Origin of the sequence: Chamaesiphon sp. VAR_48_metabat_403 (genome assembly GCF_031422475.1) — a bacterium.
Classification (GTDB): Bacteria; Cyanobacteriota; Cyanobacteriia; order Cyanobacteriales; family Chamaesiphonaceae; genus Chamaesiphon.
Map to the genome: position 1 here is coordinate 13666 of NZ_JANPLS010000448.1, position 20025 is coordinate 33690.

The following is a 20025-nucleotide window of genomic DNA, read 5'->3' on the forward strand; positions in this document are numbered from 1 at the left end:
CTAATTCCCCCGATCTTCATACCTCTACATCGATCGAAATTGCTGGGGTGAAATTCCGGTATATTTACGGAAACATTTAGCAAAATGGCTGGGGTTGGCGAAGCCACAATCCGCTGCAATATCGACGATCTTATATTCTGGCTGTCTGAGTAATAGTTTCGATCGTTCTACCCGTTGCTGAATCAGGTACTGATGCGGGGTCATCCCTACCGATTGTTTGAATAATCGACAGAAATAGTAATGACTCATATCTACTTGTGCCGCAATTGCCGTCAACGACAAATCTTCACCCAAATGTTCGTTGATATATTCGATCGCTCGTTTGAGCTTGGCTGGTGGCAATCCATCTGCATATTCTCGTAATGAATGCTGGCGAGTTGTATAAAATTGCAACAGATGAGCCGCCAAAGCTGTCGCCATTGCATCAGCATAAAAAGCACTATTCTGCGGAGCTGTTTGCAATACATTAGTTAGCGATAAACCAATTTGCCAAATTAATGGATCGACTCTGGGGTAGATGAAGTCTAGACCGACTTCTACGCGATCGGGATTCACCGACTCGTGGGCGATCTGACTCAAAAATTCTGGACGCAAGTAAAAGTGAGTCATTTCTACTTCGCTCTCCCAGGTCGATTTTGACGACCAATGAGCGGGAAATAGCTGCACGTATTTTGTGCGACGATCGCAAATTGGAAAGCGATAAACTTTTCCTTCTGCAACTAATCTGGATTTGTCAGTCGGGTTATACACTCCCATCATTATTCCCATCACTGGACTGGAAAATTCGGGCGTTTCTCCTGGCGGGCATCGGTATCGCGCCAAATTCATATGCTGCCACCCAAACTCATAGCTGGAGAGCAGTGGTGGCGGCGCAAACGATTCTGTAGCACCAGCTTGAGACAAATCGATGTTTACTGATTTTTCATCTGACATGCTATCTCGAACTTCAAGCTCGATCGAGGAAGTTTTGCTTTGTTTGTTTACCATAGACAATACATTATGAAATGTATAGGTAACTGTGTAGTTGCACAATTATTTACATAACAATAAATTCACTGCCATCGCTTGCAGTTGTAGGAATTTAGCTCTGTAGTATTCTTGGATCGAATCGCAAGAATATGTTCGATCCACAAGAATATGTTCGACAGAAATTAGGGATTGTGGATATATTTATCTCACTAAAAGATTTTTACAAATGGAATATTATAGCAAAATGCTACTGGAAAGATAAAAACTTTCTGCTGGGAAATCTCAGTCAGGTGTGGTTGTTCTTATCGATCGGATTTTCGTCCGATCGATCTCTAGATCCATACTAATACCAACAGCACAAAACAACCGCTCGACGACTGCAACTGCATCGATTCGGAAAAGCCGACGCTACGCGAACGCTGCTAATAGAAATGCTGTTCGGAACGATCGACTTAAATTATTTTAAATCCGATCGCGCTCGACTTCCGTACTAATACCAACAGCACAAAATAACTGCTCGACGACTGCAACTGCATCGATCCCTGCTAATGACAATGCTGTTTGCTAACACTTTAAATTTCGGACACGATCGACTATCTTCTCTTACTTCGAGGTAAATAATATGTCTAATAAACTCTTCGCACTAGCAATGACTGGCTTGTTAACGGCTTCTGGTGCCGCCGTTTTTAGTGCCTTATCGATCGTCAGTACACCTCTGACTCCATCTGCCAACGCCCAAGCTCAAAGATATAAAGTTGTTTTTTGGTACACCATCGACCAAGCCAATGATGGTGTTCTTGATAATGTCTTAGAGGTATACGGCAAACTTAAAGTTGATGGCAACGATAAATATGAAATCTACAGAAGCCGTCCACTCTCCAGAGAAGCAAATCAAGACGTAAATTTGACAACTATTTACGTTAACAAACCTTCCATTACCGTTAATGCGACTTTGAGCGATGTCGATACTGCTAGTGCTGATGACCCCGTGTTCAGAATGGATGGCTTCACCCTCAACTTGGCAGCTTTTGAGGGTCGCGAAAAAACTGTTCGGTATCGGTCTGGTCAAGGCGAAGGTGCAACTTTACACATGCAGGTTAACCGAGTTCGTTAAGTGTGAATGAAAGTTCACAGTTTGGAGATCGATCGACTTAAACAATTTTAAATCCGATCGACCTCGACCTCCGTACTAATACCAACAGCAAAAAATAACCGCTCGAAGACTGCAACTGCATCGATTCGGCAGAGCCGACGCTATGCGAACGCTGCTAATGACAACGCTGTTTGCTAACAACTTAAACTTTATATCACAACTCAGGAGAAAATCATGAATTCACGTAAGTTATCACTGGCTCTCGCCACAGTCGCAACAATCGTCAGCAGTAATGTACTACCCAGCCACGCCGCACCATCACCCAGCAAAGGGTTCGTCTGTCCCGCAGGTTTTCGTGGTGAAGTTGTCGATAAAGCATTTCTCTGTAAGCGAAGAGTCCGCGTTTTGATCGATAATATCTGTACCAATTCGCAGTTTCCAAAGTTAAATCTCCGAGCTAAAGACCCCTCCAACAACAATCCGAGCGACGTTAATACAAATGGTCGCGATGTGTGTAGTAAGGCAAATGCCACTATCGTTACTGGTGGTCCACTGACAGGTTTGAATTTAAACCGCGATTTTGTCCCTTCCCGTCCAGATCCGGAGGCAAAAAGAAAAGCCGAAGAAAAATTGGAGCAAGCATTTGCACGCGGTACTCAAATACAACTTCCTGTATTAGCACGAAGACGGCAGCCGGAAGCAGCATTACCGCAGATTGCGGCAGCCGAGCGAGAAGCTGTCTTTGTTAGTCAAGAAATTTTAGTTGATGATGCTGGAGACATTGACGATCATACTCGCGTAACGTTTGACTTATTTACTTTCGCAGTTAAGAAACAGTAGTCAACTAGTTGGCAAGAGTTAAATTTGCCCGATATATTTCTCAGCCGCATGAGATTTTGAGGGCAAATCACTTGACTAAAATATCTTCGAGAGCTAAGTGCAAGTCATCGCCTTAAATAATTTTAAATCCGATCGACAATTGACATCGATATTCATACCGATTTTCACAGCACAAAACAGCTATTGGGTGCAACTATCTCGATCGATCTCAGCTAGTAATACCGACAGTTAATAGCTCAACGTTATCTCAGCAGAAAATCATGAACTCACGCAGAATATCTTTGGCTGTCGCTACAGTCTTTACGATCCTCAGCGGAACTGCTTTACCCAGTCATGCCGATCGATCTTGTCCATTAGGCTTTACGGCTGGATCTATGGGATGTCAGAAAGTATTAAAAGTTAAGATCGAAAATGTCTGTCCCGATCGGAGGTTTAGACTCGATCTCCGTGTGGGTCGAGATCTATGTAGAAAGGATAATCCTGTCCTTGGTATAAGTCAGGGGGATATCATCAATTCTGTGGGAGATCCAAGAACGAAACAGAAAGCTACGGAGGAAATTACAAGAGAAGCGGAACAACTTACAAGAGCAATTGGCACTGGATTCACAAATAGTACTCCTGGTAAATATCCTAAAATTGTCACTAGTGAAAGGGTTTTAATTGACCATGTTAGCATGACAAAACAAGACTATACAGAAATAACATTTGATGTAATTATTCTCCCAAGTGCCCCTTAGTATGTCGTAGTTAACTGCTTTATAATTAATGAGATTGCGATCGTAAATTTATTAGCTTAGATATATCGAATAAACTTGAGTTGCGCTAAACTCGATCGTAGTAAACCGTCGCTGGACATAAATTATTAGTAATATTCATACTACTGAGATTGCGACCATTTTAAATTTTTGTTAAACAGTATTTCAGGAATAAGCATGAACCATTACTGTAAATATTTTCTGTGTTTTTCGTGGCTGTTTTGTTTGAGTAGTATGCCTGCTTTAGCACAAGATTCGACTACGAGTCCCCCATCTAGCCAGATTGAGACTACCGCACAGAAAATCGATCTCAAAGTGGGCGAAGTTCTACGAGTAAAAGTGCCCAAGTTACCAGCCAATCCCAGCGGACAAATTGCTGTTTTACTGGGAAGTACCGATATCACCTCCCAAGTTGAGATCGAAGGGAATGAATTAGTATATCGATCGAGTTTAATTCCCTTAAATGTCGGTACTCAAACTTTAACTGTTTATCAAAAATCTCCCAATCGGTGGAAACCTCTCGCCACCTTCAAAATTAAAGTCGAGCCAGGATCGGCTCCAGCACAGACGGCTACCAGGGGTGGCACTAACACCGAATCATCGCCGCCAGCAGACGCAACACCTCCAGCAACTGCTCCCACTACCACACCAGCCGCAGACGCGACACCTCCCGCAACTACTACCACTACGCCACCAGCAGGAACCACGCCACCAGCAGACGCAACACCGCCAGCAAAAGTAAATATTTTTACGCCTAAATTAGCAGTTAATGTCAAATCTCAAATATTAGAAAATCGCAGCCCCGATGCAGGTAGCTCGCAGCGTCCGACATTTTTTAATATCGATTTTAACGGGGGATTGACTACCGAAAATCAAATTAACAACATTAACCTCAAGACCAAATTTACAATTGTCGGTACTACTTTTCAGCCCGAAGCGTTAAGATTTGGCGAACTGCAAGCGGCGGCATCGCAAGTCGATTTGAGTGAATATGCGATCGAGCTAAATGATGGTACTAATCAATTTGCAATCGGGAATTTATGTTTTGGCAATCATCCCTTGTTAGTAAATAATTTATGTTCGCGGGGATTATCTGCCAAAGTTAAATTAAATGATTTTAGCGATCTATCGCTGGCGCGGGTGAGTTCGACGGCAATAGTTGGCTTTGACAATATTTTTGGCTTGGCGCGCAATGAGAATACCTTAGAAGGGGTAATTTTAGGCTTGCAATTGGCGCGAAATCAGAATGGTGGCGTGCGATTAGAAACTACCTGGATGAATGGTAATCGCGCTCCAGTTTCTAATTTTAATGTCGGTGAAGTTGTCGATGCTGAAAAAAGTGAAGGGGTAGGAGTCAGAATTACAGGAAATGACGATACGGGTAGATTGAAAACCGATGCTGGCTTTGCAAACAGTACATTTACTACCAACGCCGACAACGATCCGGAATTGAATGATGGTTTAGCTGTCGTACCGCTAGAAGTTGCCAGTAAAAGTGCTTGGTACGCTGAGGCTAGTTACGATCTGATTAAAGATCTCAAACTCGATCGCGACCGCACTTTATCGGCTGGCATTAATTTTAGAACCGAGCGTGTCGATCCCTTATTTGGCACATTAGGAACAAATATTCAAGCCGATCTATTACAAACTCAATACGCACTCAATCTGAATATTGCTGGCGCAACAGCCCAATTCCAGCAAAGTTTATCTAATAATAATATTGCCAGCTTACCCAATTTACTCAGAACCGATAATCGCAATACTAATATTAACCTCACCATCCCGCTCCAAACATTTTTACAAAATTCTAACTCACTATTGCCGACGGTTACTTATGGCATTCAACAAACCAATCAAGTAGGATCGATCGCCTCTGCTGCGGGTGGGGGTTTCAATAATCCCGCGCAAATTCCCGACCAAGCGAACACTACCCAGCAAGTCGGATTGGATTGGTCGATCGGCAGTGTCAATGTCAATTATAAATATATTAGTGCGCTACAAGATAATCGGCAAGTCGGGCAAGAAAATGCCGATACCCGCAACCTTACCCACCAATTTTCAACTAGTTGGCAAGCTACCCCTCAACTCCGCTTCAATCTAGGTTATAACTTTGTTAATGCTAATAATTTAGAGCAACAAATTACCCGATTTACCAATAGTCCGACCGTAGGCGTAAGTTGGGAATTTAAACCGGGCACAGTCTTTGCTTTTAATTATAATCGTAGTGATGACTCCGATTCGATCGGTCAGGCTTTTAACCGGGGCGAGTCTTTGGAGTTTTTGCTGAGTTGGAGTTTCAAACTTAACTCTCTCGGACGAGAGATGCCTGGTACTACCTTTATTCGTTATGGTAAACAATCGACGCTCAATCTTAACAGTCAAAATAATGTTAATACCAATGCCACGATCGATACGATTAGTGCTGGATTGAGTTTGAGCTTTTAAACTAACGATCGATCGAATGATGCCGAGACTGAAATTATTTGCAGAGGGGTTTAATAGATGATGCATAAAAATATCCAAAAATTGATGGGATGGGGTCTGTCGGTTGCGATCGTTCCCCTCCTCACTCCACCCATTCAGGCAGCTACTGTCAGCCCTACAGGTGTCAATGTGGCAACTTTTGCCACCACGACTGTCTTTTTGACTTTTTTAAATTTAAATAACCAAATTCCGGCTGAGGCTCTGTGGTGTGGTGCTGTTAATGCCAACGGCTCTTGCGTTCCTGGTACTGTCTTTGGAAGATTGCCGCGTCGTTACGATCGCAGTCGAGTCAGCGGTCTGGGAAATACCAACTATACTGACATCATGAGCATCCCGGCATCGATTACCCGCAAAGCTTATCAGGATGCACTGCGCGGCAATCAATCTGATTTCTTCTACGTGCGGAGACTTGTCAGCACGACGGGCGGTATCGACGAATACGTGACAGTCACCTGTCGGCTCACTAGTTCTGGTGCGGGAGTCCCCTTTAGTATTACCAGCGTTAAATATCAACTCGCCGATGGTAGGACACCATCCCCAGTTGGCAGCGGCGAGACTTTGCCCAGATTTGGGGCTAATATCACTTACAACGGTACGGGCAGACTCAAAGGTCGATGGGAAGTAATTTTACCTGGAGACGCGGCACCAACCCAGCGAGACTTGTTAACGGAGGCAACATTACCCCTAGAGGAACGGGGCTTACAGCGACGTTACAAGCAACTAGAACGATTCGATCTATTTTTACAACCGAATGGTAAGGTGTTCTTGCCTGGGCCAGATCCAGCCACTTTACCCACAGGCTCAACTGGTTTGCATCAAGTACTGCTGAGGATCGAAGCAACCGATAATTCGGCGGGAACTTCTTTCAATAATATCAGCATCGTACCGACGGGCGGTGTCGCAGGATTTCCCCTACCGATATTTCGCCACACGATCGTTCCCAAGTCAAGTAGAATTGCGCTCATCCAACCCAATTCCAATACGCAAATTCCCACCGGGCAACAATTACGGTTTAGTTGGCAAGGTATCGATGGGACGAGCGGTTATAAATTGGAAGTCAAGCAATCGGATCGGGTAATTTTCTCGGCATTACTTTCTGGTACTACTACCAGTTATACCGCCCCACCTTGGCTGCAAAAAACGAGCGGAAAAGCTTTAAATTGGCAAATCAAGGCTCTCAAATCTGATGGTTCTATCTTGATGGAATCTGAGACAAGAAACTTACAGCTTACAGGAGGAAAATAATTTTTAAATCCGATCGCGATCCACCTCCGTACTATTAATATCCACATGCACGAAAATCTCTTGATATGAAGCTACATCAATTAACCATCGGATTAACGGTAACTTTCCTGCTCCAATTAGTTGCACCCTCAATTTCACCTACTGGTAGAATCTCGATCGATATCCAGTCAGCGAATGCGACTCAGCAAACCGATGGGTTGTGGCTCAAGTATCTTGGCGGGCGCAAAATTGTCCAATTTGAACGCTATTCTTCTGGCAATGGCGGCGGTGGTATCAGTAGCAAGAAGGAATTTCATTTCTGTACCAATGGACAATTTGCCTATGGATCGCAAGGTTCATTCACAGCTAATGTCCCTGGAGCCAGTGCCAGCGGTAGCGGTGGAAATAGTATCACGGGTACATGGAAAATTATCGAGTCCAATCAATCGCTAGCTGCGATCGAATTTGCTGGTAGTACTGGCGAGAAACAACAGTATCTCCTGGGCTTCGGACAAGATGGCAGACTATACAACAGAGCGGGTGACAAACTATTGACTGCACCTAGTGATGCATGTCGATGAATAACTTTAGACATATCTTGCAATAGTAATTATATTCAGAATGCTTAAAACCCGAACTTTTTAGAGTTGCACTACATCCCCGAATTCTCAAAGAATTCGGGGATGTGTCTTAGTAGAAAAATATTTTTTAAATCCGATCGTCGCCGATCTCCGTACTATAGATATCAATCCGCATAACCATCGACTAATATGAAAATACATCGATTAGCTATTAACGCAATAGCAGATTTTGCAGTAGTTATTTCCTGTCATTTTAATAACAGGAAATAACTACCCTGAACTCCAGATTGGAAGATATATTAATTAGTCAAATATTAAATTAACAATCTTTTTTATTACCGATCGTCATTAATTGTAAAGAATCTGATGTTACTAGATAATTACGAACGATCGCACAGATATAATCTAGTGAGTTTATCACATAGTCAGGACAAATCGAATGAGCCGAATTCATTCTGACACAAGCGATGCTGACTTAATTTTTAGCTTACGCCAAGGCAACCAAAATGCTCTAAGTCTTTTATACGATCGCTATAGTGGATTGGTATATACTTTAGCCTTAAAGTTGCTCGATCGAGTTGATGAAGCTGAAGATTTAACCCAAGATGTATTTCTGAGTTTTTGGAAACAGGAAAAATTCGATCCCACTCGTGCTAAATTAAGTAGCTATCTATGCTTAATTACCAGATCGCGAGCGAGCGATAAATTACGCAGTCGCGCTAGCGAACAAAAATCGATCGTCAAATTGCAACACATCTCAGGCTCCGAAACGGATCGACCTACCCTACTAGACTCAGTAACTTCCGCAGAAGAACAAAATCTAGTTCGTCAATCCTTATCCCTGTTGAGCGAACAACAACGTCAGATACTAGCACTCAGTTATTATCAAAATCTCAGTCAATCGGCAATCGCGCAAACTTTAAATTTGCCGCTGGGTACCGTTAAAACTCACATGCGGCAGGGATTAATAAAACTACGTCAACTGTTGCGATCGCAGATCGGTTAGAGGAGGAAGCTATGCCTAGTTTAATTTCAGAAGATGAACAAATATTAGCGGCTGGCTATGTGTTAGGCGATCTAAGCACATCCGAAAGCCTGGAGTTTGAATCTGCTTTAACTGCTAATCCCGCTCTTCAAGCTGAGGTTGAGGCTCTCCAAATTGCCTTCAATCTGTTACCCCAAGACTTACCCCAAGTTCTTCCCCCGCCACCCTTAAAAGCCAAACTGCTAGATGCTTTTGCAGCGGAATCGAATCCCGACTTGACGCTAAATTCTACTCCGGTAGCCGTTCCTAATCCTAGTCCTGAAACCACGAAAAAATTACCGTGGCGTAAAGTTTTTGCAGGGATTGGGTTGTTAATTGGTGGATTATTGTTATTTGATAATTTCCGACTGCGACAAGAACTACAACTCGCGCAACAGGTCGATCGGCAAGATTTAGCCACTGTCATTCAACAACCCAAAAGCCGTTTAGTTGCACTCAGTAATCGAGAAAATAAAGCAGTTGGAAATATTTTATTCACGCCAGGTAAATGGCAAAAAGTAATTGTTTCTGCCCAAAACTTGCCGCCATTACCCGTCGATCGAGTTTATCGGATGTGGTTGGAGTTAAACAACGGTCAAATACTCCCCTGTGGTGAATTTACAACGGATGCTAACGGAAATGTCTTTGTCAAGCTAAATGCCAAGCAAAATCCACCTCCAGGTGTCAAAGCAAAAGGTGTCTTCGTGACGATCGATCGACCGGATGCTCCGCTTAAACCACAGGGAGAGCGGGTAATTCAAGGTACGATCTAGTTTAGTTAGTTGGCAACCTTTAGCGTCATCCTGAAAAGTCCATTTTCTAGTCATTTTAGGGTAGTAGCTTGAGTGCGATCGCCATAATCTCGCTCTGATGCAATCGATCCAATTTGCCTGAAATCCTTGCTCTGAAAGAGGAAGGCGATACGCTCAAAACCTAAAACTCAAAAACGTAAAATTGCGTTTTAGGTTGAGTAGATTTGATATACTAGCATAATCCGCCCGACAGCAACGACTACTTATCTCAATTCGATAGAACGGCCCATAAATCAAGTTAGTTAATCCTGACATCTGCTGAAAACATATTTGACGCTCTCATGTTCATTTTTTGTTATAGCAACAAATCTAGTCACCAGATGTATTGGTGAATGTGTCTAAAAATTTTGCTTTATTAAGTTTAAAACCTCGAAATTTGCCTAGCCCATTTTTAAGTTAAGCTTTATTTACCAACGCCCCAAGTTATCTTCTTGCTGTAGACCGATTAATTGTCTTCTTTTAACGCCATAGTTAAGAATATTAATTCCTAATTCATGCGCGCTGCGAATCGTCATGCGCGGTAAAGCGAGTTCGCGATCGATCCCCCAGGCGGAGGCAATATCGCCGATAATTAAGACAATGCCACCACCACTTAATAATCGAATTGGTTGTTTGCCAATTACGGGTAAAGCTGCGAATAAAAATGGTCGGATGCGGAGGGGATGATCGCGGCGTAATTCTTCTAACGGTTTTAACGGCGAGCCGACTAGTGTTGCTAGAGATTGGATGCTATCGATCAGCTTTTGAGCATCTACTGGAGCATCGGCGAGTAGCACGCCACCAGCATCTAAATAAGCTTTGAGGGAGGCTACTTCTTGACTATTGAGCGATAAAGCTTGAGTGCCAGTGAGGTAGAGTAAATCATATTCTGAGAGGTTTTCTGATAGAGTAATTTGACCGACTTCATCGGTACCGCGTAGATTAGAACTGAGTGATTCTACTGCTTGGGATAGATAAGCAAGGTTGAAAAAATTTCGCGCGCAATCGCCATCGCTATGATTGACTTGTGCCATCCGCGCGAGTGCTTGAGGGCGAGTTTGAGTTTGGCGGCGATACCGTAAATCGAGATTGTTATAACCAGGAAAAAATACCTCAGAGGCTTGGCTGATAACTACTTCTCCTGGCTGCAATAATATGCGGCAGATTTCTATTTCTGCGCTGTTTGGAGTGGTACTTTTTTCGTCGATCCGAAATGTTTCTTGCACCATTTCCACTTGTTGCTTTTGGCGCAATTCGTCGGGATCGAGATAACTAACGGTGAGATAAAGTAAAACTGGTTCTGCACCTGTTACGGTAGTTGCAATCCGAAATTCGATCGGTTGGGGAACGACAATGACATTACCACTAAGATCGATCGCAATTCCTGGCTGAATTTTTAACCAGCGTTTATCTCGATATTTTGCTTCTACTTGTTTGGGTGCGGGGATAACTTGGACTCCCAATCCACACACGATTCCCGGTTGATTTAATGATTGATAATGGGCATTTTGTCGCCGTCGATGGTAGTCATGCGCTTTGCGCCAGCGTTCGGCATTTACTAGGAGTCCGTCTGTTGCTTGTAAGCGTTCAAACGGCTGAATCGGTGGCGTGGGGAAGGGGTGGGACATATTTGGGAGGTGTGGGAGAGGGGGGACGGGGAGACGAGGAGATGGGGAGACGGGGAGTAATTATTATTTTCTTTACCCTATTCACTATTCACTATCTACTATTCCCTATTTACGATCGATAGTTCGTAGCTACAAAAAGCGGGTTTTTCTTGTTCGATAATTTTCCTAATGAGGCGTTCGTCGATTTGTTGAGATCGATCGGGGCGTAACGTTACGGCAAAATGAAAGGCTCTACCGCCACCTAAAATTGCTTCGCCAATTCTGGCTTCGCCGATGACAAAACTCTCGCCGATCGGTTCGGTAATGCTAATATGTTTGGCAGTTTCATCGGGGATATTGTCATCTAATGGTAAGCCCGTATATAGATGTAAATAAAGCCGCAATCCTCGCCTGGTACCGCGCCAAGTATATATTTCGATCGCGCGCCGCATTAGTCGTCGTTGTTGGTTGCGATCTAAAATCGGATCGAGATCCCAGCCTACCCAGTGGGAGAGAAAAGGGAGAATTAATTCTGGGGCGGTTAAGGGATCGAGATTCGCCCACATCACCTCGAAACTATCGATAATCGGTTGAAAAGCTTGCTCGAAGATTTTCATAAACCGACCGATAAAATCGACTTCACGGTACAACACGGGCAAAAAGTCCATGTAAGCACTATAAGGGCGAATATGTAAACTAAATTCCTCGTAATATGTTTGAGATCGATCGGTATCTAGATCGATCTTAATTGCCAACGAACTGATAAAATCGAGATCTAATTTTTCGGTAGCACCAGGGACGATCGCATCTCGTCCTTCAAAATATGTGGCGGGAATGTTGAAATAAATCGCTGCATCCATCTGCGCTCCCGGCGCGATTTCTGTCCCCTCTGTATGAATAGAGTACCATTCAGCAGGGAAATTTCCGGCAATGCTCAAGTCTAAATTTACCTGTAAAGTCCGCCGTTCGAGGTTTTGAATCTGGACGATTATCTCGCTGGGGGTATCGGGATGGAGTAGCAACCCAGGTCGCTCGGCGACATCCATTCCGCCTGCATTCATCAACGTCCAACCCGCAGAACGCGGTACCGCCTCCGGAATTTGCATCGGGGTTAGTTGAATGCTGACTGGTGCTTGGGTGCGACTTTGAACCATAAGTTAGGTATTAGGGGATAGGGGATAGGGGATAGGGATTAGGGGATAGGTTTTAGCGAAGATCTACCCACCCCACTGGGCGGGTGACAAAGGCGAGTAGCCCTACGGGCACCCCTACAGGGCTACGGTGTATACACAAGTCGAATTTGACTTCGTTTCGAGATCTAAATCCCCCAACCCCCTTGAAAAGGGGGCTTTAAAGTCCCCCTTTTCAAGGGGGATTTAGGGGGATTCCCACCAATTTCGCTTCTCGCCAGAGATGTGTATACACGGTAGCTTCCAGGGAGGGGATTTTCCCAATTCTTACTTATTACTTCTTACTCCTTACTTCTTACTTCTTACTCCCTCATCGCGCGATAACATTAATCACATGATTAGAGCGTAGCCGATCGTCGCCCCAGGAGCAGATCGCGCCGTTAAGACCGGGATCGATCGCAGGTTCTGGTGCTGGTTGTCGTCTCCAGGTGTCGCCTTGTTTGCGAATCGGGAATAACAGGACGGCTCCGAGATAACGCACGCCTATCATCTGTTGCATTAAGGCGACGATATCTGAGGTATATAATGGTCGTCCAAAAGCCCATCCGTTGCCGTCTAAACCACCTGTCAAGGGGTTTAAAAATTGATATAAGGCAATTTTTAATCTGTTGATGATTTCTGCTTCGGCAAACGGGTTTTGATAGGCGGGTTCGAGGGCGATTTCGGTTTGGACGGAAACGCCGACATATTCGGGCTGTTGTAAATGAACTTGCACGCCTAATAACCGCCGTTCGTCGAGGTAGTCGAGAATTTTTTGGCGCAAACCGGGGGTGAGGTCGAATTGTTCGGGGGCGATGCCAACGCCTTGAATGATGCCATCGGGATTGGCTTGGGGGACGATCAGTAAATTTACCGTTCCGGCTTGAGAGCTGGCGGTCATGGGGAGGCACTTGACGCGGGCGACGCTGCCCGCACCGCCCATTCTGGCTAAAACTTCAAAATCTTCGGCAGTGACGGCTCGATCGCGCGTGCGGAGCATTTGGGGGACTCTCAAGACGGCTTGTTCTAGGGATTCGCCATCGGAGCCGCTGGTGGCGGATTGGAAGTTATCGACACTAGCGATGTAGGGCACTGCCGATTTCAAAAATTGGAGTGTATGTCCTTGCACGTTGCCTTCGCGCCCGCCGCCCGTGCGATAGGCGGTAATTCTAATTTCGGCTCCGCGTGGGGGCACTGCACCGTATTGATGCTCTAATAATTGTCGATCTAGTTGGGCAATTTGGACGCGGGTATCTTCGGGTTGCGGTTGTTGAATTTTCGATCGAATCTGGGTTTGCCGTTTGAGTTGGTTGGGTTCGCGAATTAATGGCCCAAATTGGATCGTACCCGTTAGGGAGTCGATCGTATAGTGGAGATCTTCGGGGCTGGAATCGGCAAAATCGGTGACTTCGTGCCATCTTTGGGGCAATCCCCCGATGGGTGTTACCAGGATATACTCGTTTTCCCGCCGTTCTAAAATTGGCGTACTTTGGACTTGAAAAATCTGTCCCGCACTGCCATCGCTGATGCCCAATCGCTCTTCTTCGCTGAGGGTACTGTGGCTGGAGCGTACCATCCCGCCGATCGATCTGACGGCGATCCCGGTGATTCTGGGCGGACGGGTATAGCCGGATCGATCTAGTCTGGAGGGGACGAAGCTACAGCGCAGCCATCGTCCCCGATAACTGGTAAATGAGGTGACGGGAAATTCTTCTGGTAAATGGAGGATGACATCTGCCCCTTGCGTCGGATTTCCACCTTGTTGGGCGATCTCGTAAAAACTAAAGCCTTTAGTTGCATCATCGGCTTCTTTCAACAGCACCGATTTCCAGGCTGCCCCATCCCAGGCTTCCCAATTGCGCGGAGGGCGATCGGGATTGATGCCCGTGGGTGTCGCCGCACCGCCTTGGAACGTTACTGCCAGCACATTTCCATCTAAGGTATCGGCGGAATTTAGCACTAAATAAAAGCAATTCCCCGGTTCTGGCTGTTCGGCAAAAATCGATAAATCGCCCCCACCCATGCCATTCGGCTGGCGAGTCCAGATATTCGTTCCCCGTTCTTGTAATACTTGGGGAGTATCTTCGAGCGTCGGCGAGGTTAAAAAATGCTGGAGATAAGGCTTACCAATAACTAAGGGCGCATCTGTACTAAATGTAATTGCGGGGGTGTTTTCCGTCCGCAAACTGGTAACTTCTACCCCCGCCGGGACGGTATAAGTTTCGGGGAGATCGGTAGTGAGATAAAAAGTTAAGTTCGTTTGGGCGGGCGTGGGGGGTTGTAAGCGGATGCCCAATAATTCGAGAAAAGCGACGTAATTTTTACGCGGTACTTGATTGAACCGCACTAACATCCGATCGGTCAACCAGGCAAATAACTCAATTAAGGTAATTCCCGGATCGCTGAGATTATAATCCGTCCATTCCTGACAATATCTCGGAATCCGCAAGATGCACTCTTCTACCAAGTCATCGAAATTGCGATCGTCTAAATTAGAAGACGGTAATTTGGGTAAAAAGTCAAACTCCACAGTTATTGCGCCCCCGAAAGCAAGTAGAAAGGATAAACAAAACTATGCGTGTCAGGATAATCTTTGAGATAGTAGTGGACGATGATATTCACCAGTCCCCGGATCGGATCTGCTTCGGTTTCAACTCGATCGATCTCGATCCGGGGTTCCCACACTTCTAAAGCTTCCAAAACGTACAGCCGAATTTGAATCAGAGTCGCACTATTGAGAGGTTCAAAGACTAGTTCCGACAATCGCGAACCAAAATTGGGACGGTATACCCGTTCGCCCAAGCTCGTGCGGAGAATAATCCAAATTGATTCTTTAACTTTTTGGGCATCCGAACTCAACTTCAATCCGCCCTGCAAGCTCGATTGCAAGGGAAAAGCCAAGCCAGTACCTAGATATTCCCGATCCTGCCCGTCAAACTCATCTGCCATGTATTGGCGATCCTCATGCGAATGCTCGAATCTATTGAAAGCTAGCTCATATTTTATCAGGCTCGATCGGATAAATGTATTCACTAAAGGTCGAGGATCTACTCGGATGGGGATTTCGATCGGTTTGATTAGAGTTGCTGCGGAGATCTACCCACCCCGCCCTTCTCTTCGAGACGCTTCGCGAACGGGCACCCCTCCGAGGAGGGGATTTTGCCCAACTACAATCTGGTAGGGACAATTCATTAATTTCCCCTATTCCCTAACTTTCGCAGAAAGTCTAAAAGTTCGACGTTTGGCTAATTTTGATTATGGTGAAATAGCTATAGCCTTAAATATACTCAGGCTGTAAAATTCTCGACATTCCCCACCATGAACGAACACAGTCAGAATTCGCTCGCACCGATCGGCGATCTGAGTAGTACCGCTGGGTATGCTGGGCGTGCCAGTGACTCTACTAGCGATCGTGCTGCGAGTATTGCGGGAAAGTATCGTCAAGATGAACTGTTACTAGGTCAACTTACCGATCGAGTATATCAATTATTGCAAGCAGATCTCGATCGCCAACGCGAACGGTTGGCTAATTCTAGTCGCTCTAGGTGGTAGTAATGACGAAGAAGGACGACGAAAATCCAATCACATATAATCAATTACACTTTGTTACGACCAATCGATTTTATGTTGAAATTGGTTCGGAAATTGCGGCATCTTTTACTGAATGTGGTGGATTGGGGCTACAAGTTAAGAAAAATGTCATCCGTGAAGGTGGGGTAAATAATCAACAACGGATTTATTTAGGTCAAACTGAATTTACCGATGTTACGCTCAAGCGGGGTTTGACAAATCGTCAGGAGTTCTGGGACTGGTTGAATGAATTATTTGATGAAACTAAGCCAGTATCTCGTCGGAATGTCAATATTTTGGTGTTCGATCGAGCGGGAGAGACGATGATGAGCTGGACGTTAATTGGGGCGATTCCCGTCGGGTGGAAAACTCCAGCTTTACAAGCAGATGGGAATGCTGTGGCGATCGAAGAATTAACACTTGCTTATGAGGGCTTGAGTATGGGTAAATCTAAAGGTGGTGGAAATACTGTCGATCCTAGAGACAAAAAAACTGGTTTTTTCTATTCTCAATAATTTGCTATTTATTAACTCCGAGCTATGCTAAGTTTTGCACCGACGTTGGGAATTAATTCACATAGATTGGGACGACAGGAATCGCTGGCTATATCTTCGAGACTGTCGTTAAATCGAATGTCTGGCTTACCCACGCTTGGGTTGATGCGAAGTGCGCCACTAGCTTTAAATGCGCCGTTGGTGCGGACATCGAAATTTTTATCGACACGAATCGATCGATCTCATATCGGCTGGGATACTTGGAATCCGCTCGATTATCCGCACGATTCGTCGTTAGATATCGAGAGTTTTAATGAAGGAATCGATCGACCTGAATCTGGCTCGAATCGAGTCGATAGCGAAACATTATTAACAGATGAACGGCAATCAAACAATTTTAGCAATTCAGATAACGGCGAACCAAATTTCTTTGCAAAAATATTGACAAATGAGTCATACAGTGATGCTGGATATGATGAATTAGCAATCGCAGATCGATCGACATCTGATGTACCAATATCGCCAAAAGCATCTCGCTCTAAATCGAAATCTCCAGCTAAATCTAAACCTGAAAAAGTACCAACCAAAGCTAAATCTAAAACTAGTAAGTTACCAGCTAAGGCAAAACCTTCAGAAATATTACCGGAAACTATCGATTCTCTCAAGGAGCGGGCTTTCCGCCAACGGATTCAGCCAGCAATTATCCCCGATTCTCCGGTGGTAAATATTTTAGCAGCTAATGATTCGATCGAGCCGACTAGTTCGGAATCTATACCAGATATCGTTACAACTTTTATCGATAGTTCTAACGATCCGATCGATCCACTAGTTAGTATAGAATCATTTGTCGTTCGCGGAAAGCCCGCTCCTCTGGAGAATCGCGCACAAACATCGCCACCATCTGACAACCTAGAAATAGCAGATGCGCTCGATCTCATACCTGAAAATAGATTACTGCCAGATAATCTTTCCCCAACTTTACCAACACCGCCACAAATAGATCGGGTACAGAAATCTACCCCAAATATCGAAACAAATCCTGAAGTTATTGCTTCAATAGATCCAGATTCGCGCTTATTAGATCCGGTGCGGTTACCCGATGTTGACGCTCCAGCGGTTTCCGCAGCCACCCCACTACCATCAATCCAGCCAGCATTTACAGCATTCCCAACTACCGAGCCAGAAATTACTACCACTATTTCTGCATCTCCACTCCTATTCCCAGATCCCTTATCGCCACCCCCCGCTAACGATATCGCCGAGACAGCAGCCAATGAGTCAGGAATAGACAAGACAATTGCGCCAGCATCCTCGCCACAATTATTACTAGATACTTATTCCACCACCTTATTGCCAGTTCCCGTTGACACAGACGCGACAGTAACCAACACCGAGCCAGGAATCGATAAGACAACCGTGCTGGAATCGCCAGCGATAGTTACAGATATTTTTCCCGCCACTTCCACGCTTGCTCAAGTAGAGCCAACCTCGTTGCGCTCTAACGAGCCAGAAATCGCCACCAAGATTACAACTGAAGCTATCGCTCCAGTCAGCTCCGAAAGTCTCCCCACTCCCACACTACCATCCCCCATAACAGTCAATGACAATGCAAATATTCCAGCAGCGTCAGACACGGTACTTCCAGATATTTTCTCCGCCACTTCCACACCACCTCCATCAGTAGAGTCAAATTCGATCCCGCTAAATGAGATAGAGCGCGAAACTGCAACTACTCCCGAATTTACGACGCTATTTATTTCAGATAGTTTTCCCACTTTCTTATCCCCATCACTCGAAGCAGCCACCGAATTAACACCTGATGACAATGACGAGCCAGAAATCGATAATCTCACTATTCAAACAAACCCAGACGCGATTCCGCCAGATATTTTACCGAATATTTATACCCAAATTTTACCATCAGAGCCAAACTCGACGATCGCCAACGAACCAGATTCGGTAACTACTACTTCTGAATTTGCAGCTCAATTACTTCCAAATAATCTGCCAATTAGTCCGATTCAATCTTCCGATCTAGATGTAGAAAATATCTCTATAGATCGCGATCTAACTGGCATAGAGCAAACGATTATTCCCGAACTTTCAGAAACGGTATTCACAGATATTTCCACACCAATTTCGCCTGTAACGCAAAATCTTATCGCCACTAGCAATCTAGAAATTGCTCTCACAACTTCTCCCGAACCTAGTCAAGATTCTCAACAATTAAATGCACCCTCAATCTTACCCGTAGAAACACTACTACTACCCGACAATATCGATATCGATCGAGCAGCTATGCCAGTATCGATCGATCCTACCGCATCAGCAGACATAATTTCTCCAGCCGTTAGTAATGAAGTTACCGATTTTACTAATTTAGCAGCAAATCAAGAGCTAGAAACATTACCAGATAATATTCAGATCGATCGAGATACAAGTGTTAATGCGATCGAGCTAAATATCGATCGACAATTAGATTTAGATGAACCGATATTACCAAATAATAATCTAATCAAACCAGCCTTAAATATCGAGCCTCAACCCGAAATCGAACAGCTAGTTCCAGTTCGGGGTTATGCAACAGGTGGCTATGTAAAAGCAGCAGATAAAGCTAAAGAAGAATCGATCGCCTCATCAGATACAGTCGCCGCTATGCTCACCCCTGGCGAGTTTGTAATTAATGCTAAAGATGCACAGGAAAATCTCAATTTATTAACACATCTAAATAGTGGTGGCAAAGCCGAAACAATTGCCCGATCGCTCGCACCAGAATTATCAACACAAAACCTTCTAACCGCTCCAACAACCCCGCTTACTAAACCAACAGCTTCAATCCATGAATCGCTAATTTCGCGCTCTTTACAACCAGATCTCGATCGACATCAAATTTCATTTTTAAATCGATCGCCATTAGATAATACTGAAACCAGTCAAACCAATTTAGATCGATTCGTACCCAATTATATATCGCCATCGCTAATTTTTCGGAAACCACAATCTGCCAATCGATCGGATTTTTCGAGATTCGATCCTCCCGATGAATGGAACAGTATCGAAGAACTAATGAATGGTGGAAGTTACGGAGCAGAGCCATTTAGCTTTTCATCTGATGGAGCACAAAATCTCAATAACGATCGATCGAGCATATCATCATCCCAACCCGATCTTTCGCCCAAATACTCATCCCCAATTCTAGGTTTTGCTAACGGTGGTGAAGTTCCCTTACCCGATCTAGCTCCTAAAATCGAGCCAATTACCCAAACTATCGAAGCAGCAGTTCCAGATGAAGGAGGATCGAAAAATAGCGATTCAGCCGAATTAGAAACCTTAGCACGCGAAATTTATTGTCGCCTCAGACAGCGGTTAGAAATCGAACGAGAGCGTCAAGGTATCTATTCTGGAAACCTAGCTTGGTAACTAC

Annotated in this window: 17 protein-coding genes; 12 read left to right on the forward strand and 5 right to left on the reverse strand. The window is 44.7% G+C overall.

Going from position 1 to position 20025, the window contains the following annotated elements; translation table 11 throughout:
* Positions 1-24: 24 nt before the first annotated feature.
* Complete coding sequence (locus tag RMO79_RS21460; protein WP_310485299.1) at positions 25-987, reverse strand: AraC family transcriptional regulator; 963 nt, start codon at positions 985-987, stop codon at positions 25-27.
* Positions 988-1118: 131 nt separating this feature from the next.
* On the opposite strand from RMO79_RS21460, the gene RMO79_RS21465 reads away from it, so the two are divergent.
* The 9 genes from RMO79_RS21465 to RMO79_RS21505 all read left to right on the forward strand — a co-directional run bounded on the left by RMO79_RS21465 (position 1119) and on the right by RMO79_RS21505 (position 9743).
* Positions 1119-1316, forward strand: a complete 198-nt coding sequence (locus tag RMO79_RS21465) for a hypothetical protein (RefSeq protein WP_310485300.1) — start codon at positions 1119-1121, stop codon at positions 1314-1316.
* A gap of 275 nt (positions 1317-1591) precedes the next feature.
* The gene (locus RMO79_RS21470; RefSeq protein WP_310485301.1) at positions 1592-2083 is read left to right on the forward strand and encodes a hypothetical protein; all 492 of its coding nucleotides are present in this window, start codon (positions 1592-1594) and stop codon (positions 2081-2083) included.
* Positions 2084-2296: 213 nt separating this feature from the next.
* The gene (locus RMO79_RS21475) at positions 2297-2902 is read left to right on the forward strand and encodes a hypothetical protein (RefSeq protein ID WP_310485302.1); all 606 of its coding nucleotides are present in this window, start codon (positions 2297-2299) and stop codon (positions 2900-2902) included.
* A gap of 260 nt (positions 2903-3162) precedes the next feature.
* Positions 3163-3639 carry a hypothetical protein gene (locus RMO79_RS21480; RefSeq protein WP_310485303.1) on the forward strand — a complete coding sequence of 159 codons (477 nt, stop codon included), beginning with the start codon at positions 3163-3165 and terminating at the stop codon, positions 3637-3639.
* A gap of 195 nt (positions 3640-3834) precedes the next feature.
* Entirely contained in the window at positions 3835-6102 is a 2268-nt protein-coding gene (locus RMO79_RS21485; protein ID WP_310485304.1) for a hypothetical protein, read from the forward strand.
* A gap of 57 nt (positions 6103-6159) precedes the next feature.
* A complete protein-coding gene (locus RMO79_RS21490) occupies positions 6160-7386 on the forward strand; it encodes a hypothetical protein (protein ID WP_310485305.1) in 1227 nt (408 codons plus the stop codon).
* A 65-nt stretch (positions 7387-7451) separates the two neighbouring features.
* Positions 7452-7946 (forward strand): hypothetical protein, encoded by a 495-nt coding sequence (locus RMO79_RS21495; RefSeq protein ID WP_310485306.1) that lies wholly within the window; start codon positions 7452-7454, stop codon positions 7944-7946.
* Positions 7947-8385: 439 nt separating this feature from the next.
* Positions 8386-8952, forward strand: a complete 567-nt coding sequence (locus RMO79_RS21500) for a sigma-70 family RNA polymerase sigma factor (RefSeq protein ID WP_310485307.1) — start codon at positions 8386-8388, stop codon at positions 8950-8952.
* Positions 8953-8963: 11 nt separating this feature from the next.
* Complete coding sequence (locus RMO79_RS21505; RefSeq protein WP_310485308.1) at positions 8964-9743, forward strand: anti-sigma factor; 780 nt, start codon at positions 8964-8966, stop codon at positions 9741-9743.
* Positions 9744-10189: 446 nt separating this feature from the next.
* Here RMO79_RS21505 and RMO79_RS21510 read toward each other — a convergent pair whose 3' ends face one another.
* The 4 genes from RMO79_RS21510 to RMO79_RS21525 all read right to left on the reverse strand — a co-directional run bounded on the left by RMO79_RS21510 (position 10190) and on the right by RMO79_RS21525 (position 15486).
* Positions 10190-11389, reverse strand: a complete 1200-nt coding sequence (locus tag RMO79_RS21510) for a DUF4159 domain-containing protein (RefSeq protein ID WP_310485309.1) — start codon at positions 11387-11389, stop codon at positions 10190-10192.
* A 98-nt stretch (positions 11390-11487) separates the two neighbouring features.
* A complete protein-coding gene (locus RMO79_RS21515) occupies positions 11488-12522 on the reverse strand; it encodes a phage tail protein (RefSeq protein WP_310485310.1) in 1035 nt (344 codons plus the stop codon).
* 346 nt (positions 12523-12868) lie between these two features.
* Complete coding sequence (locus tag RMO79_RS21520; RefSeq protein WP_310485311.1) at positions 12869-15067, reverse strand: putative baseplate assembly protein; 2199 nt, start codon at positions 15065-15067, stop codon at positions 12869-12871.
* Positions 15068-15069: 2 nt separating this feature from the next.
* Entirely contained in the window at positions 15070-15486 is a 417-nt protein-coding gene (locus RMO79_RS21525) for a GPW/gp25 family protein (protein ID WP_396136653.1), read from the reverse strand.
* A gap of 369 nt (positions 15487-15855) precedes the next feature.
* Here RMO79_RS21525 and RMO79_RS21530 point away from each other — a divergent pair, with 369 nt between their 5' ends.
* From RMO79_RS21530 to RMO79_RS21540, 3 genes are read left to right on the forward strand one after another with little or no spacing between them, the layout of a single operon-like run.
* Entirely contained in the window at positions 15856-16089 is a 234-nt protein-coding gene (locus RMO79_RS21530) for a hypothetical protein (protein ID WP_310485313.1), read from the forward strand.
* A gap of 2 nt (positions 16090-16091) precedes the next feature.
* Positions 16092-16622, forward strand: coding sequence for a phage tail protein (locus tag RMO79_RS21535; protein WP_310485314.1), 531 nt, complete (start codon positions 16092-16094; stop codon positions 16620-16622).
* A 24-nt stretch (positions 16623-16646) separates the two neighbouring features.
* Entirely contained in the window at positions 16647-20021 is a 3375-nt protein-coding gene (locus RMO79_RS21540) for a hypothetical protein (protein ID WP_310485315.1), read from the forward strand.
* Positions 20022-20025 lie beyond the last annotated feature (4 nt).